Below are 16,367 nucleotides of genomic sequence, written 5' to 3'. Positions count from 1 at the left end.
ATGGCCGTCCCACAGGCCATCGTGATCGGTTGTTCCGCGGGCGGCCTCACCGCGCTGGAGCATCTGTTCGCCGGCATCGATCCCGCCCTGCCCCAGCCGATTGCTGTGTGCTGCCACACCGGTTCGGCCACGGTGGATCTCTTGTGCGAGCTGCTGGCCAAGCACGCCACGCTCCCGGTGGAGGAGGCGCGCGAGCGCGCGCCCATGCGCGGCGGCGTGATCCATGTGGCGCCAAGCGGCTATCACTTGCTGGTCGAAGCAAGTCGACGTTTTTCGTTGTCGGTGGATCAGCGCGTGAGCTTTGCCCGCCCATCCATCGACGTGCTGTTTGAATCAGCTGCCGAGGCGTATCGCGAGTCGCTGATCGGCATCGTGCTTACCGGCGCCAACAGCGATGGCGCCGATGGACTGCTGCATGTACGGCAGGCCGGGGGGATTGCCGTCGTGCAGGATCCGGCCGATGCCGACGTTGCGACCATGCCCGCCGCCGCGCTCGAACGCGCCGGCGCGGACCATTGCCTTCCACTGGCGGCGATCGCGCCGCTGCTCAACCGTCTATGCCTGCCATGAACCTGCCAGCCCCAAAGATCCTCGTCGTCGACGACACCCCCGCCAACCTCGTCGCCATGCGCCACCTGCTTGCCGACAGCGGCGCACAGCTGTACGAGGCCGACAACGGCAACGCAGCGCTCGCGTTGTGCCTGGACCATGAGTTCGCGCTGATCCTGCTCGACGTGAACATGCCGGAGATGGACGGCTTTGAGGTGGCCTTCCTGATCGGCGAGGATGAACGTCTGCGCGAAACGCCGATCATCTTCGTCACAGCGGCCTATGCCGACGACATCAATCGCGTGCGCGGCTACCACTTTGGCGCGGTGGATTACATCGCCAAGCCGATCAACGACATGATCCTGCAGTCCAAGGTGCGCGTTTTCCTCGAGCTGTACCGCGCGCGAGCGGCGCTTAAGTCGACGCTGGCCGAACTGGAGGAGCGCAACGAGCAGCTCAACACGGAAATTTCAGAACGCCGGCGCATCGAAGCGCAGATCCGCCACCAGGCCACCCACGACACACTCACCGGCCTGCCCAATCGCACGCTGTTCCACGACCGCCTGCTCACCGCCATGCAACGCGTACCGCGGCACGGGCCCGGCTTCGCATTGGCCATGCTCGACATTGATGGCTTCAAGGGCGTCAACGACAACCACGGCCACCCGGCGGGCGATGCCCTGCTGAAAGCCATTGCGGAACGACTCAGCGATCAGGTGCGCAGCAACGACACGGTCGCGCGCCTCGGTGGCGATGAGTTTGCATTGATCCTGGAAGACGTGGCTGACGTGGATTTGCTCATGCGCCGCTGCCAGGACATCGGCAACGCGCTCGCCGCTCCCTACCCGCTTGAGGGGCGCCACGGCCCGTTCAACGCGCAGGTCAGCGCAAGCATTGGCGTGACCCTGTGGAAGGGCGACGGACAAGCCGACGAGGATCTGATCCAGTCCGCCGATCGCGCGCTCTATCAGGCCAAGGACAGCGGCAAGAATTGCTGTGTGATGTCGCCTTGATTCACGACTTGCGCGGCGACACCCACATGTCGATGCGCGCGCGGAAGACTTCCTCGCCCGCTACGTTGCGCACGCTTACCAGCGCCGGCCACGCATAACCGCTGGTCGCCTCGCGCGCCGGCGATTCCGGCCTGGCCTGCGCCACCAGGGTGCCCGTGGCCTTGGCCAGGTATTCCACCGTCATGCCCTTGGGAATCCAGCGCATGCTCGACGGGATGGTCACGTCGGTCATCATGCCCGCGGTGAGTTCGGCGGCATTGCATAGGGCAATCGCGTGCACGGTGCCGATATGGTTGTGCACGCGGCGGCGATCGCGGATCGCCACTTCGCAGAGCCCCGGTTCCAGTGCGCGGAACTGAGGAGCAATCGTGGCGAAGTAAGGCGCCTTCAAACAGATCAGGCGGCCATAGAGCCAGCGGCCACCGGGCAGTGTGACCAACCGACGATACAGCGACAGTGCCTGGTTCATGCCAAACCTCCCTCGCGGGCAACGCGGCGGCGCCGCCCTTTCGTATGTCGATGGATTGCCGCCATGCCTGCGTGAACAGGCATGGCGGCCGGCAACGTCAGGCCGCGTCGGCCAGCTTCTTGTTGCGGTCGGCGCGCGTCACCGCGGCACGGAGTTCGGACGGATCGAAGTCGTCTACCGAAATGAACTCGAACACGCCCTCGCGCACGCGCTTGAGCAGTTCGAATTCGGCGGCATTGATCACCCCCGCCTGCATCGCTTCGACCAGCTGCCCCACGTAGTCGTGCGACTTGAACTGGCCGGCCTTCTGCGCCTTGCCGAACTTGCGTTCCACCGGCTCGGCCGCGATCACGTCCGGCAGCAGTGCGTTCATGCGGCCGATGGTGTTGTTGGCGGTCGGCGTGAGATAGGTCCACTCGATCAGGCGATCACGCGCCTCGCCCGGCGCCGTTATGATGGCGGCAACGCGACGGCCCAGGCGATCGGACGGCGGCACTTCGCGGCGTCCCCACGGGAACACCAGCGCACGCAGCAGCCACGAAACCGGTCGCACCGGGAAGTTGCGGATGGCGCCGTCGAGCGAGGTCTGGATGCGCCACATGCACTCATGGAACGCCCATGCCAGCAGCGGACGATCGGCTTCCGGACGGCCGGTATCCTCATAACGCTTGAGCATGGCGCTGGCGATGTAGAGATAGCTCAACACGTCACCCAGGCGGGCGGACAGCTTTTCCTTGAACTTCAACTTGCCGCCCAGCACGCCCATGAAGGTATCGGCACACAGCGCGAGCGCCGCCGAGTAGCGGTTGAGCTTGCGGTAGTAGCGACGCACATAGGCGTCGCCCGCGGTGTCGCCAATGCGCGAACCGGTCAGGCCCAGCGTGAGCGAACGCACGGCGTTGGAGATGCCAAAACCGATGTGACCGAACAGCGCGCGGTCGAACGCCTTGAGGCGATCGCCGTAATCTGGGATCGACAGCGCCTGCATTTCCTTCAACACATAGGGATGGCAGCGGATGGCGCCCTGACCGAAGATCATCAGGCTGCGCGTCATGATGTTGGCGCCTTCCACCGTGATGGCGATGGGCACGCCCTGCCAGGCGCGGCCGGCGTAGTTCTTCGGACCCAGCTGCACGGCCTTGCCGCCGTGCACGTCCATCGCATCACCGGCGATGATGCGGCCCCACTCGGTGGCGTGGTACTTGGCGATCGCCGACGGCACCGCCGGCTTCTCGCCGCGATCCACTGCGGCTGCGGTGGCACGCGACAAAGCGGCCGTCGCGTATGTCAGGCCACCGATGCGGGCGAGTGCTTCTTCCACGCCTTCGAAGCGTGCAATCGAAAGACCGAACTGCTTGCGCATGCGCGCATACGCACCCGTCGCAGCAACGGCAGCGCGCACGCCGCCGGTGGCATTGGACGGCAGCGAAATGGCACGACCCACCGAGAGACATTCCACCAGCATGCGCCAGCCATGGCCGGCCATATGCGGGCCGCCGATCAGCACCGACATCGGCACGAACACGTCCTTGCCGTGCAGCGGACCATTCTGGAACGGCACGTTGAGGGGGAAGTGACGGCGACCAATTTCCAGGCCCGGCGTGGAACGCGGCAGCAGCGCCAGCGTGATGCCGAGGTCTTCCTTGTCACCCAGCAATTTCTCCGGGTCGTACAGACGGAAGGCCAGACCCACCACCGTGGCGATCGGCGCCAGCGTGATGTAGCGCTTGTCGAAGGTGAGCTTCATGCCCAGCGTTTCGACCCCATCCACCACCTGCTTGCAGACCACACCGAAGTCGGTGATCGAGGTGGCATCGGAACCGGCATACGGGCCGGTGAGCGCGAAACACGGAATTTCTTCGCCCACCGCGAGGCGCGGCAGGTAGTGGTTCTTCTGCTCGTCGCTGCCGTAGTGCAGCAGCAGTTCCGCCGGGCCCAGCGAATTGGGCACGGCCACCGTCGATGCCACCGTGGCCGACATAGTCGCGAGCTTCTGCAGCACCGCCGAGTGCGCCAGCGCCGAGAAGCCCAGGCCGCCATACGACTTGGGAATGATCATGCCGAAGAACTTGTGCTTCTTGATGAAGGCCCAGACTTCCGGCGGCAGGTCGGCCAGCTCGTGGGTGATCTGCCAGTCGTCGATCATGCCGCAGAGTTCTTCCACGGGACCGTCGAGATAGGCCTGTTCTTCCACGCTCAATTCCGGCTTGGGCTGCTTGAGCAGCTCATGCCAGTCGGGCTTGCCCGAGAACAGCTCGCCTTCGAAACCGACCGTGCCCGCTTCAAGCGCGGTCTGTTCGGTTTCGGAAAGCTTGGGCGTGACCTTGGCGAACATCTTCAGCAGCGGCGCGCTGATCTGCTTGCGGCGGAAACCGTCCATCAGCAGCGGCACGGCGATCGCCAGTTCGATCACCACCAGGATGAAAGTCGTCCACGGCGCGCCGGCGACCAGGCCGACCACGACGGTCGTGATCACCGTGGCAATCGCCCACGTGCGCAGACTGCTGCGGTGGTAGGCACAGGCGCCAGTGGCAATCAGCGCCGCCAGCAAAGTCAGTATCACGGACATTCAAACACCTCGTTACGCATGACGTCTTGGTGGAACATGGATTCAGGCGGTGACCGCATCGCTGCGATCGGTAGAAGAAAGCTGGCCCACGAATCGTGCGATCTCGCGGGTGAATGCGTCGTTGGCGTCGCCGGCGACCATGTGTGTGGCGCGCGGCAGCTCCACATGCTCGGCATGCGGCACCAGCTGCAGGAATTCATCGACGGTGTCGCGCGAAACGACATCGCTGCGACCGCCCGACAACAGCAACACCGGCACGCGCACCTTGGCCGCCGCCGACATCAGGCGCGGCTGGTAACGTTCGCTCTCGCTCACCAATCCGTTGAGCAGGGCCGGATCCCAATGCCAGCGCAGGCGACCGTCGTCGCCTTCGCGCAGCAGGGGGCGCAGTTGATCTTCGGTTTTGCGCTCGGCGCGATGCGGCATGTACCTGGCGATTTCGTCCGCCGCCTGCGCATAGTTTTCGAAGCCATCGGGATGGGCCTGCATGAAGGCCAGGATGCGTTCCACGCCCTTGGTCTCCCAGCGCGGCGTGATGTCGACCAGCACGAGTGCCCGAAACGCCTCCGGATCGATCTCGCCCGCGATCACCAACCCGAGCAGACCGCCCATCGAGGCGCCGACCAGGATCGGCTTGCTCAGCTCGGCGTGCGCCAGCAGGCGCAGGTCGCCGATGAATTGCTCCATGTGGTAATCGCCGCCCGCCACGTGGCCGCTCTCGCCATGCCCGCGCGCATCGAAGGTGACGCAGCGGAAGCCTTCGTTTGCCAGCGCTTCGGCAGTGGTGCGCCACGCCCCGCGCGTCTGGCCGAAGCCGTGTGCGAAGAGCAGCGTGGGATGGCCGGTGGGCTGGCGAATATCGATAGCCAGCGTCAGGCCGTCGACGGCCGTGACGTAGTGACTGGATTTCTGGGTCGGGGTTGTCGATACCATACGCATGAGTATGGATTGCAACAAATGTCTGCGTCAATATGCGCTGCGGCAACGCGGAGTTTCCGTCGATTCAACGACTTGCCCGGACGCCAATTGCAAAGCGGCCCGCAGGGGCTACCATACGCGTATGAATGCAAGCGCCAAACCCGAACGCACCCGCCTGTCCGCCGAGGATTGGGAAGACGCCGCCCTCCGGCTGATCGCCGACCAAGGCGTTGGCGCACTCGCCGTCGAGGCGCTGGCACGCCAGCTGGGCGTCACCAAGGGCAGCTTCTACTGGCATTTCCGTACCCGCGAGGCGCTGCTGCAGGCGGCGCTGGAACGCTGGGAGCAATACGGCGAGAAAGAGGTGATCAGCCAGATCGAGGCCATGCCCGATCCCCGCGCGCGCCTGCCCGAATTGTTCCGTCGCGTGGCGCATGAAATCGCACCGCACCGCGTGTATGCCGCGTTGCTCAAGGCGCTGGATCACCCGCAGGTGGTGCCGGTGATGGCGCGCGTTTCGCAGCGCCGCATGGAATTCCTCACCACCATTTACAGCGAGGCCGGCCTGGTGCCGGAAGAAGCGCTCAATCGCGCCCGGCTGACTTATGCCGCCTATGTGGGCTTCCTCCAGCTCAACTTTACGCTGGGCCTGCCGCGCATCAGCCATGACGAGTTCGATGCGTACGTGGAGCACATGATCCGCACCCTCACGCCGGCCTGACCCTCGGCCAGGCACCATCGCTCGCACGAACGCCGCCCTCGGGCGGCGTTTTTTTATGTTGCCAACCACTGGTAGTCCAGCTGGCAAAGTGGTCTGCAGTTACACCTGTAACTATCGGGTCTGGCAGCGAATTAGGGGTGCGCCCAGTTGGCTTTTGCTGCGCCATGCCTTGCCATGCCAGTGCACGTAAGTTACCGTTTCTGTTCTTTTTTAGCTCAAGACCAGAGTGAGGAAACGATGTCGAGCAAGCTGGCAGCGCTGCAGCGCTGGGTTGATGAGGTCGCGGCGCTGACCCGTCCGGCAAAGATCCATTGGTGCGACGGCTCGGACTCCGAGTACCAGCAGCTGGTGCAGCACATGCTGGACACCGGCGACCTGATCGAGTTGAACCAGGAGACCCATCCGGGCTGCTACCTGCATCGCTCGAGCCCCTCCGACGTGGCCCGCGTCGAGCACCTCACCTTTGTGTGCACCAAGGACGAGGTCGACGCCGGCCCGAACAATCACTGGATGGCCCCGGCCGATGCGCACGCCAAGATGGACGCGCTGTTCGACGGCTGCATGGAAGGCCGCACCATGTATGTGATTCCCTACTGCATGGGCCCGATCGACTCCCCGCTCGCCCGTTGCGGCGTTGAGATCACCGATAGCCCCTACGTGGTCGCCAACATGCGCACCATGACGCGCATGGGCGCCGCCGCACAGGCGCGCATCGAGCGCGAAGGCACGTTCGTGAAGGGGCTGCACTCCACTGGCGAACTCGATCCCGAGCGCCGCTTCATCATGCACTTCCCCGAAGAGCTGACCATCAAGTCCTACGGCTCGGGCTACGGCGGCAATGCATTGCTCGGCAAGAAGTGCCACGCGCTGCGCATCGCCAGCTACCAGGCCAAGTCCGAGGGCTGGCTGGCCGAACACATGCTGATCGTGGGCATCGAAAACCCACAGGGCGAAACGCATTACATCGCCGCCGCGTTCCCGTCGGCCTGCGGCAAGACCAACCTGGCCATGCTGATTCCGCCGGAGGCTTATCGCCAGGACGGTTGGAAAGTGTGGACGGTGGGCGACGACATCTGCTGGATGCGCCCGGGTGCGGATGGCCGTCTGTACGCGATCAATCCGGAAGCGGGTTATTTCGGCGTGGCGCCGGGCACCAGCGACGCCACCAATCCCAATGCGCTGTCGACGATTGCGCGCGACACCATCTTCACCAACGTCGCCGTCACCGCCGACAACCAGCCGTGGTGGGAAGGCTTGCCGGGCACACCGGTCACCGACTGGCAGGGTCGTCCGTATGACCCGGCGAACGGTCCGGCCGCGCATCCCAATTCGCGCTTCACCGTCAGCGCCAAGCAGTGCCCGACCTGGTCGCCGCGCGCGGAAGACGCGCAGGGCGTGCCGATCAGCGCCATCGTGTTCGGCGGTCGCCGTCCTTCACTGATCCCGCTGGTGTTCGAGGCGAAGGACTGGAAGCACGGCGTACTCGTCGGCGCCGCCATGGGCTCGGAAACCACCGCCGCCGCCACGGGCGCTGTCGGCGTGCTGCGACGCGACTCGATGGCCATGAAGCCGTTCGCCGGCTATCACTACGGCGACTACTTCCGTCACTGGCTGTCGTTCGACCAGCCGGGCGCCAAGCTGCCGAAGATTTTCCACGTCAACTGGTTCCGCAAGGGCGAGGACGGCCGCTTCCTGTGGCCGGGCTTCGGCGACAACCTGCGCGTGCTGCAGTGGATGATCGATCGCGTGGAAGGCCGCGCCGCGGGCAACCACACACCGATCGGCACGCTGCCGAAGGCGGGCGAGATCAAGCTCGACGACCTCCAGCTCGACCGCGCCACGGTCGACACCTTGTTCGAAGTGGACCAGGCCGGCTGGACCGCCGAGCTCGCCGCCATCGGCGAATACCTGGAAAGCTTCGGCCAGCGCATGCCGCAGGAACTGCATGCCGAACAAAAGCGCGTCGCCAAGGCGCTCAACGATGCGGCTGTGCCGCCGCGCGCGGCCGTCGCCTCCTGACGCCCTCCCCCTCGCCGGCCCGACGCGGCCGGCGAGGATCTCCTGCAGCTGACCCTCTCCCTCGGCTCTAAACCTTGCTGCGCGCCGGTGCATCCAAGCTGGCAAGATGATTGCTGCCTGCCCCGCCACCGGAACCACCATGCCGCCGCCAGCGCCCGCCGCGGAGTCTCATGACATGGACGACGTCCAGGCGGCGGCGAGTGGCGATCGCGCGGCTTTCCAGCGGCTCTATCGGGCGCATGTGGACCGCATCTACGGCGCCATCTTGCGCCTGGCCGGCTACGACCACGCCCGCGCCGAGGATCTCACCCAGGAAGCTTTCATCCGCGCCTGGCAGAAACTGTCCGGCTTTCGCGGCGATAGTGCGTTCAGTACCTGGTTGTATCGCCTGGCGGTGAATGTCGCGTTGATGGATATCAGGTCGCGCGGTTCGGACCCGGTCACCATGATGGACGAGGAACTTATCCCCGATCACGGTGAAACGCCGTTCTGCGCCGCCGAACGCGACGAACTGGAACGTGCCATTGGCAAACTGCCGCCACGGGCGCGCGCCGTGCTGGTGCTGCACGACGTGGAAGGTTGGCGACACGAGGAGATCGGTGCCGAACTCGGCATGGCAGTGGGTTCGTCCAAGGCGCAATTGCATCGCGCCCGCGGCCTGCTGCGGAAAGTTTTGGGAGAACGCTCATGAACGAATTTGAATGGCTGCGCCAGACACGCGCCCTGCGCGAACCGGTTACTCCACGTCGCGATCTGTGGTCCGGGATCGACGCTGCACTCGATGCAGCCGATACCAGCACGGTCGTGCCCACTGCACGACGCGCATGGCGCCAGCCGCAAAACTGGCTGATCGCCGCCAGCTTCGTCGGCTTGTCGCTGTTTGCCGGCAGTCTTGCGGTGCACCTGCGCGATCGCACGCTGGCCAATGCCACGGCGTCCACCACGCCGGACGTGAGCCGCTGGCGTCCGAACGATCCGCGCCTTGCCGGCGCGGCGGTGGAACTGGATGCCGCCAACATGGAACTGCGCCAGGCCATCGAACAGGCGCCCGACTCACCGGCGCTGCAGCGACTGCTGATGCGCACCCAGAAACAACAGTCGCAGCTGCGACAGATGGAACACCAGGCTGGTTGAGTCCAGCGGAGCCTTCACCATGAAAACCGCACGCGTCATCCCACTCCTGCTCAGCCTGTCGATCGGCCAGGCCCTGGCCGACACGCCCATCAACCTCAGCCACGACGCGTTGCCCAACGCGCATGTGAGCATCAGCAACGTCAAGGGCGCCGTGACCGTGAGCGCCTGGGATCGCAACCAGGTGCAAGTCACCGGCCGACTCGGCGACGGCGCCAAGCCGCTGGCCATCGAAGGCAGCAACAGCAGCTTGAGTATCAAGGTCGAACCGCAGGGCAAGTCCGGCCTGTTCAGCTGGGGCAGCGACAGCTCGATGGGTTCCACCACGCTGGATGTGCGCGTGCCCAAGGGCGCCTCGCTCGATGTCGACGTGGTGAGCGCGCCGATGAACATCGACGGCATCGACGGCGGCAGCATCAAGGTCAACACCGTCAGCGGCAAGGCACGCATCAATGCCCGCTCGCCGAGCGTCGATGCCGACGCCGTGAGCGGCAGCCTGGAGCTGGCCGGCAGCGCGGACAAGGTGGCGTTGCAGACGGTGAGCGGCGACATCCTCGCGCCGAACGTGGGCACCGAGGCCAACCTGCAGACGGTCTCCGGCCGCATCCATGTCAGCGGTGGTCCGTGGCGCAGGCTCAACCTGAGCACCGTCTCCGGCGATGTGCAGCTGGCCGGCGGCGTCGCGCCCAATGGCAGCTACGACGTCGACAGCATGAGCGGCGACGTGCAGATCCAGGTGCCGTCCAGCCTGTCGGCGATCATCAAGGCCTCCACCTTCAGCGGCGACCTGCGCAGCGACTTTGGCACGGTGAAGAAGCCCGAACACGGCCCCGGCAGCGAGCTGGAAGCCACGGCGGGTGCGGGCGGCGCCAAGATGAATGTCGAAACCTTCAGCGGCGACCTGCGCATCCGCCGGCAGGACTGATCACCGACTGGCAGCAACGAAAAACGCCGGGCAAGCCCGGCGTTTTCTTTGCGCGTTCAACCGAAGGTCGACGGCTTGAATCAGAGATCCTGGTGGTACTGCACGTACGGCGTGCGCGACTGGTCCGGTTCCGGGCCCGCCGGCGTATTGATGGCGTTGCCCGACGACCACAGATTCTGCGCGCCGATGCTCAACTGGCCCTGCCACGGCAGACGCCAGGTCACGCCCAGGTCGATGCTGTTCCAGCGACGATCCGGGTTGTAGCCGGCGCCACCGGGCACACCCGCTTCCGGCGCCATGGTACGACCCACGATGCTGCCGCTCAGCGGACCGCGATCGACGCCAAAGCTCACCGCTTTCTGGTCGAGTGCATTCACGCCCAGCACGTTGCCAGGCAGCAGACGCACACGGCCGACGCTGGCGCCCAGATCGATGCCGCTCTTGCCATCCAGGGCGAAGCGGCCACGCGCATTGACCTGGGTGCTGCTGTCGAAACCGGAGAGGCCGTTGACACCCGGCATGGCGCCGGGGAGCAGACGCGGCAGCGTGGCAGCGCCCTGCACATTGTCGGTGCCCACGCTCAGGCCGAGCGAATAGCGACCATCGTTATACGTTGCGCCCACTTCGCTGCCGATGATGCGCGGCGCCTGGTTGTTCGCCCAGTTGTGCTCGCTCACGCCCACGTGCGCCTGCACATTGGGAGCGATGCCATAGCGGAATTCGGAAGACTGCACGGTGGCCGAATCCACCGCGCGGAACTGCAGCGGCGTATCGGCCAATTGCGCCGAACCCAGCGTGTCGCTGTTCGACTGCAACGCCAGCCAGCGGCCATCGGAGCCGCGCCACAGGGGCACGCCGTTGGCAGCGGCCTGGGAGGTCTGATCCGGCGTCTGCGAGAGCAGGCGACCGGCCGCGCTGTACGAATCACTGGCCGCAGTCTGTCCTGCCGCGATCAGCGGCATCAACAGCAGTGGCAATGACAAGAACAGACGACGCATGAAACGCGAAACCCCCGCGATACAGATAGGCAGGAACGGATTCGCCCCCTCCCAGAGACGAGTTAGGCCTAACGATACCACATTTTACTTTTTGCTAACACCCAGATTCCCAGTTTGTGAACCAAGTCCGTATGGCCCATCTCACGAATTTTTGACATCTGCCAACCCAATAGGTTCCCGGTTTACAGACCCGGCGACAAAGCTGAATGGAGGCGATATATAGTCCTCTCCTGTCGACAATGCCCGGAATCGCCCCACGACTGATGACATCGGTCCCTTCCAGCACAATGCCCTCATGGCCTGCGGACAGCGCTGTCGCAGCCATGCATGCCGCGGTGGAGCGTCTCTTCCGCGCGGCTGATGCTGCGAGCGTGGCGGAAATCTGCGAAGTCATGCTGCGCGATCTGGGCATCGAAGGCCGCCTGCATTGGCGCCTGCTGGGCGACACCGAGCCGCCGAACGAGCAGATCACCCAGCTGGATCTGGCGGAGGATCCGCAAGGCCTGCGTTCGCTGGTGCTGGCCTTGCCCACGGGCTCGATCTCGGACCCGATGAGAGAGAACCTGGCGTGGATCGGCCGGCTGCTGGCCTGCCGCCTGCGCCAGCTGGCGGAAACCTCGCGCCTGTACGAAGCCATTTCGCGGCTGGCGCTGGCCGAGCGTCTGCAGCGCGCGCTCTACGCCATTGCCGACCAGGCGGGCGCCGAGCACAACATGACCGAGATGATGCACTCGCTGCACGCCATTCTCGGCAGCCTGATGTACGCGGAAAATTTCTACATCGCCTTGTACGACGCCGCGACCGATACGGTGCGCTTTCCGTACTACGTCGACACGATGGACAAGGAACCGCCCTCGCCCGACGAATCGGTGCCGCTGCAGGAGATGCGTTACAGCCTCACCTGGAATCTGCTGCAGGGCGGCCAGGCGATCATGGGATCGGTGGCCGAGCTGACCGAACAGTTCAAGGGACGCTTCGTGCTGCTGGGCCCGGTGTGCGAACACTGGCTGGGCGTGCCGCTGCTGCGCGACGGTCGCGTGGTCGGCGGCATCGTGATGCAGAGCTATCGCGAAGACACCCATTACAGCGAGCACGACCGCGAACTGCTCAGCTACGTCGCCAAGCACGTGCAGACCGCGCTGGAACGACGCGAGGCGCACGAGGAACTCGAACGCCGCGTCTCCAGCCGTACTGCCGCGTTGCGCGAAGCCAACCGCGTGCTGCGCCAGCAGGTGCTGCAACGCCAGCGCGGCGAGCGCCTGCAGGCGGCGCTGTTCCGCATCGCGGAGCTGGCCAACGCGTCCGAAAGCATCGACAACTTCTATGCCGCCGTTCACCGGGTGATCGGCGGCCTGCTCTATGCGCGCAACTTCTATATCGCGCTGCTGGACGAAGAGCAGAAAACCCTTAGCTTCCCCTACTCCGTCGACGAATTCGACACCGTGCGCCTGCCGCGCGCGCATGGCCGCGGCGTCACCGAATTCGTGCTGCGCCACGCCAAGCCACTGCTGGCCGATCCGGCGGAATTCGATCGCCTGCAGCAGAGCGGCGAAATCACCCATCGTGGTTCGCGTTCGGTGTGCTGGCTGGGCGTGCCGCTGGTCTGGGGCGATCGCGCCATGGGCGTGCTGGCCGTGCAGAGCTACTCGCCGGAACATACTTACGACGTGCGCGACCAGGAGCTGCTCACCTTCGTGGGCTACCACGTCGCCAACGCGCTGCAACGCAAGCACACCACCGAATCGCTGAAGCAGGCCTATGCCAGCCTGGAGCGCCGCGTCACCGAGCGCACGCGCGCCCTCGCGCTGGCCAACCGCGACCTGCGCGAACAGATTGCCGAGCGCGAGCGCGTGGAGCGCCGCCTCAAGTACGAGACCCTGCACGATTCGCTGACCGGCCTGCCCAATCGCACGCTGTTGCTGCAGCGCCTCGAGCAGGCCCTGCAGCGCTATCACGGCGACACGCAGGAATTGTTCGCGGTGCTGTTCATCGACCTGGACCGTTTCAAGGTCATCAACGATTCCGTCGGCCACCTGGTCGGCGACGATCTGTTGTTCCAGGTCGGCGGCCGCATCCGCGCGTGCTTGAAGACGCGCGACGTGGTGGCGCGCCTGGGCGGCGACGAATTTGCCGTGCTGGCCGAAGGCATCACCGATCCGAAGATGGCGATGCTGATCGCCGAACGCATCATCGACGAATTGCAGACGCCGTTCCGCCTCGGCGCGAAGGAAATCTTCACCTCGGCCTCGATCGGCATCGCCCTGCCCAGTCCGCATTACCAGCGTCCGGAAGAATTACTGCGTGACGCCGATGCGGCGATGTATCGCGCCAAGGACGAGGGTCGCCATCGCGCCGCGGTGTTCGACGATCGCCTGCGCCGCGAAGCCTTGTCGCTGCTGGAAATGGAAGGCGACCTGCGCCGCGCGCTGAGCCGCAACGAATTCGTGCCGTTCTACCAGCCCATCGTGGCGCTGCAGACCGGCCGCACGGTGGGCTATGAAGCGCTGTTGCGCTGGCGCCATCCGGACCGCGGCCTGCTCACGCCCGGCGATTTCCTTGCCGTGGCCGAAGAAAGCGGCTGCTCGGAAGCCATCGACTGGCAGATCTTCGAGCAGGTCTGCGCACAGGCCGAAGCGCTGGCCGGCAGCGATGGCTTCGTCAGCATCAACGTGTCTGGACGCCACTTCCGTTCGCTGGACCTGGACAAGCGCCTGCTCGACCTGATCGAGTCGCATCACCTGCCGCCGCGCTGCCTGCGCGTCGAGGTGACCGAACGCGCGCTGCTGGAGAACGCGGTCCAGGTGAAGCGCATGCTCGACAACCTGCGCGGCCATGGCGTGAGCATCGCGCTGGATGACTTCGGCACGGGTTACTCGTCGCTGAGCTATCTGCACCAGTACCCGATCGAGACGCTGAAGATCGACCGCTCCTTTATCGTGGAATTGCCGCGCGAAGGCGGTCACGGCGCCGCGGTGGTGCGCGCCATCCAGGCGCTGGCCAATTCACTGCAGATGCAGGTGATCGCCGAAGGCATCGAGGAAGAAGACCAGCGCGAGGCGCTGCTGCGCATCGGCTGTCGCTTCGGCCAGGGCTTCCTGTTTGCGACGCCGAAGATGGCTGAGGTGTGGTTGCAGCGAGAGCATCATTTTGCGTTGCCGTAGGCGTAGCTCTTCGTTCTGCCCCCTCAGTTCCAATCAACCGCCGTTCCGGTGCACGCCGGAATGACGGGCAAAAGAAAAGGCCGGCCCCTTCGGTGACCGGCCTTATTGTGACACCGCAGGCTTACTGCGCCGTATGCGGCGCGCTAGCCGCCGGGGTCACGCTCAGCAGATGCTCTGCATCCACGCGATCGAAGGTGTAGCGCTGCGCGCAGAACTCGCAGATCACTTCGATTTCGCCTTCGCGCGCTTCCAGCGCTGCTTCCACTTCATCGCGGCCAAGCGAGCGCAGCACCGCTTCCACGCGCTCGCGCGTGCAGCTGCAACCGAAGGCCAGCGGGCGCGGGTCGAACAGGCGCACGGACTCCTCGTGGTAGAGGCGATACAACAGCTGCTCCGGCGGCGTGGACAGCAGCTCCTGCTGGCCCAGCGTGGCAGTGAGATGCTGGATGCGCGTCCAGGCGTCTTCGTCTTCCACGGCGTCGTGGCCGCCTTCGTCCGGCAGCTTCTGCAGCATCAGGCCCACGGCATGCTCGCCATCGGCCGCCAGCACGATGCGTGCCGGCAGCTGTTCGGACTGGCTGAAATAATTTTCCAGCGCCGAAGCGAGCTCCGGATGCTGCAGGTCGACCAGGCCCTGGTAGCGCTGGCCGCGCTCGGCATTGCCGATCGTGATCGCCATGATGGCGTCGGGCATCGCCGCCAGGTCCAGCGTTTCGGGCAGCGGATCGTTCCAGCGCGCCAGGCCGCGCAGGCGGCCGTGATCGGTGCACTCGGCGAACAACAGGCGCAGCGGGCCGCTGCTCTTCAATTCCACCGAGAGCGCGCCATCAAGCTTGATGTTGCCGGTCAGCAGCGCGCTGGCGACCAGGGTCTGGCCGAGCACCGAGCGCAGCGCGGCCGGATAGTGGGCGCGGCCGGCAACTTCGCGCCAGGCCGGGCCGAGACGGACGAGCACGCCGCGCACGCCGGCGCGCTCAAGCATGAAGCGATGCAGTACATCTTCGACTAGCACGGTTTCCACGGGATCGACCTCTCAAGAGCAATCCCCCTAGATGGGGGCGCCTGCATCCAGGCACAACGACCTTTGATACGGGCTGTCGGGGAAGGGGCTGGCGCCTCCTATACTGCCGCCAATTCCGTCCAAGCGCCGCCATGAATCCACGACGCCCGTTCGCCGCCCGCCTGCTCCGCACCCTGATGCTGCTTGCGATCTCCTGGCTGGCGCTGAGCTGGCTGGTGGTACTGGTGCTGCGCTTCGTGCCGCCCTTGACCTCGGCGGTGATGATGGAGCGCCAGCTGGGCGCGCTCATCCATGGCGAGAAAGACTTTCGCCTGCAGCATCGGTGGGTGCCCTGGAGTCAGGTGTCGCCGTATGTGCCACTAGCGATGGTGGCCGGCGAGGACCAGAAGTTCCCCTACCACCATGGCTTTGATTTCGACTCCATCCAGACCGCCGTCGATGCCGCCGATGAAGGCCGTCGCCTGCGCGGCGCCAGCACGATCAGCCAGCAGACGGCCAAGAACCTGTTCCTGTGGAACGGACGCAGTTTCATCCGCAAGGGGCTGGAAGCATATTTCACCGTGCTGATCGAGCTGACCTGGCCCAAGCAACGCATTCTCGAGGTGTATATGAACATCGCGGAGCTGGGCGATGGCATTTACGGCGTCGGTGCGGCCAGCGACGCGTATTTTCATATGGCCCCGGCGCGCCTTGGCGCGGCGCAGGCGGCGCGCCTCGCCGCGGTGCTGCCCAGCCCTCGACGCTTCCACGCGGATCGCCCCACGCCTTACGTACAGAGCCGTGCGAACTGGATCCAGCAGCAGATGGGGCAACTGGGTGGCCCGGGTTACCTGCAAAGCCGACAGCCCCCGCGCGACACGCGGCGACACTGAG

14 protein-coding genes are annotated in these 16,367 nt (G+C 65.3%); 9 read left to right on the top strand and 5 right to left on the bottom strand.

Annotated elements, in window-relative coordinates:
* A complete protein-coding gene (locus AC1DE1_RS07715; protein WP_477175271.1) occupies positions 1 to 570 on the top strand; it encodes a chemotaxis protein CheB in 570 nt (189 codons plus the stop codon).
* Complete coding sequence (locus tag AC1DE1_RS07710) at positions 567 to 1,562, top strand: diguanylate cyclase domain-containing protein (RefSeq protein WP_477175270.1); 996 nt, start codon at positions 567 to 569, stop codon at positions 1,560 to 1,562. Before AC1DE1_RS07715 ends, AC1DE1_RS07710 begins: the two co-directional genes overlap by 4 nt.
* A gap of 1 nt (position 1,563) precedes the next feature.
* Here AC1DE1_RS07710 and AC1DE1_RS07705 read toward each other — a convergent pair whose 3' ends face one another.
* The 3 genes from AC1DE1_RS07705 to AC1DE1_RS07695 all read right to left on the bottom strand — a co-directional run bounded on the left by AC1DE1_RS07705 (position 1,564) and on the right by AC1DE1_RS07695 (position 5,533).
* A complete protein-coding gene (locus tag AC1DE1_RS07705; protein ID WP_477175269.1) occupies positions 1,564 to 2,031 on the bottom strand; it encodes a hotdog fold domain-containing protein in 468 nt (155 codons plus the stop codon).
* 97 nt (positions 2,032 to 2,128) lie between these two features.
* On the bottom strand, positions 2,129 to 4,600 hold the full coding sequence (locus tag AC1DE1_RS07700) for an acyl-CoA dehydrogenase (protein WP_477175268.1): 2,472 nt from the start codon (positions 4,598 to 4,600) through the stop codon (positions 2,129 to 2,131).
* Between the two features lie 42 nt (positions 4,601 to 4,642).
* Positions 4,643 to 5,533, bottom strand: coding sequence for an alpha/beta fold hydrolase (locus AC1DE1_RS07695; protein ID WP_477175473.1), 891 nt, complete (start codon positions 5,531 to 5,533; stop codon positions 4,643 to 4,645).
* Positions 5,534 to 5,660: 127 nt separating this feature from the next.
* Between AC1DE1_RS07695 and AC1DE1_RS07690 the strand changes: the two genes are divergently transcribed.
* The 5 genes from AC1DE1_RS07690 to AC1DE1_RS07670 all read left to right on the top strand — a co-directional run bounded on the left by AC1DE1_RS07690 (position 5,661) and on the right by AC1DE1_RS07670 (position 10,314).
* A complete protein-coding gene (locus AC1DE1_RS07690) occupies positions 5,661 to 6,239 on the top strand; it encodes a TetR/AcrR family transcriptional regulator (RefSeq protein ID WP_441604965.1) in 579 nt (192 codons plus the stop codon).
* Positions 6,240 to 6,413: 174 nt separating this feature from the next.
* Entirely contained in the window at positions 6,414 to 8,258 is a 1,845-nt protein-coding gene (locus tag AC1DE1_RS07685) for a phosphoenolpyruvate carboxykinase (GTP) (protein ID WP_477175267.1), read from the top strand.
* 139 nt (positions 8,259 to 8,397) lie between these two features.
* A complete protein-coding gene (locus AC1DE1_RS07680; RefSeq protein WP_121877918.1) occupies positions 8,398 to 8,949 on the top strand; it encodes an RNA polymerase sigma factor in 552 nt (183 codons plus the stop codon).
* A complete protein-coding gene (locus AC1DE1_RS07675; protein ID WP_441604967.1) occupies positions 8,946 to 9,392 on the top strand; it encodes a hypothetical protein in 447 nt (148 codons plus the stop codon). The genes AC1DE1_RS07680 and AC1DE1_RS07675 overlap by 4 nt, the downstream gene beginning before the upstream one ends.
* A gap of 19 nt (positions 9,393 to 9,411) precedes the next feature.
* Positions 9,412 to 10,314 carry a DUF4097 family beta strand repeat-containing protein gene (locus AC1DE1_RS07670; protein ID WP_477175266.1) on the top strand — a complete coding sequence of 301 codons (903 nt, stop codon included), beginning with the start codon at positions 9,412 to 9,414 and terminating at the stop codon, positions 10,312 to 10,314.
* A gap of 80 nt (positions 10,315 to 10,394) precedes the next feature.
* On the opposite strand, the gene AC1DE1_RS07665 is transcribed toward AC1DE1_RS07670, so the two are convergent.
* Entirely contained in the window at positions 10,395 to 11,312 is a 918-nt protein-coding gene (locus tag AC1DE1_RS07665; protein WP_441604970.1) for a hypothetical protein, read from the bottom strand.
* A 263-nt stretch (positions 11,313 to 11,575) separates the two neighbouring features.
* Between AC1DE1_RS07665 and AC1DE1_RS07660 the strand changes: the two genes are divergently transcribed.
* Positions 11,576 to 14,473 (top strand): bifunctional diguanylate cyclase/phosphodiesterase, encoded by a 2,898-nt coding sequence (locus tag AC1DE1_RS07660; RefSeq protein ID WP_477175265.1) that lies wholly within the window; start codon positions 11,576 to 11,578, stop codon positions 14,471 to 14,473.
* 121 nt (positions 14,474 to 14,594) lie between these two features.
* Here AC1DE1_RS07660 and hslO read toward each other — a convergent pair whose 3' ends face one another.
* Positions 14,595 to 15,494 carry an Hsp33 family molecular chaperone HslO gene (gene hslO, locus AC1DE1_RS07655; protein ID WP_441604972.1) on the bottom strand — a complete coding sequence of 300 codons (900 nt, stop codon included), beginning with the start codon at positions 15,492 to 15,494 and terminating at the stop codon, positions 14,595 to 14,597.
* 131 nt (positions 15,495 to 15,625) lie between these two features.
* Between hslO and mtgA the strand changes: the two genes are divergently transcribed.
* Entirely contained in the window at positions 15,626 to 16,366 is a 741-nt protein-coding gene (gene mtgA / locus AC1DE1_RS07650) for a monofunctional biosynthetic peptidoglycan transglycosylase (RefSeq protein ID WP_441604973.1), read from the top strand.
* The last annotated feature ends 1 nt before the right edge of the window (position 16,367 follow it).

Source organism: Dyella sp. 05T440 (assembly GCF_056395965.1).
The sequence above is the reverse complement of the archived record's forward strand: the minus strand, read 5'-3'. Positions and strand labels throughout refer to the sequence as shown.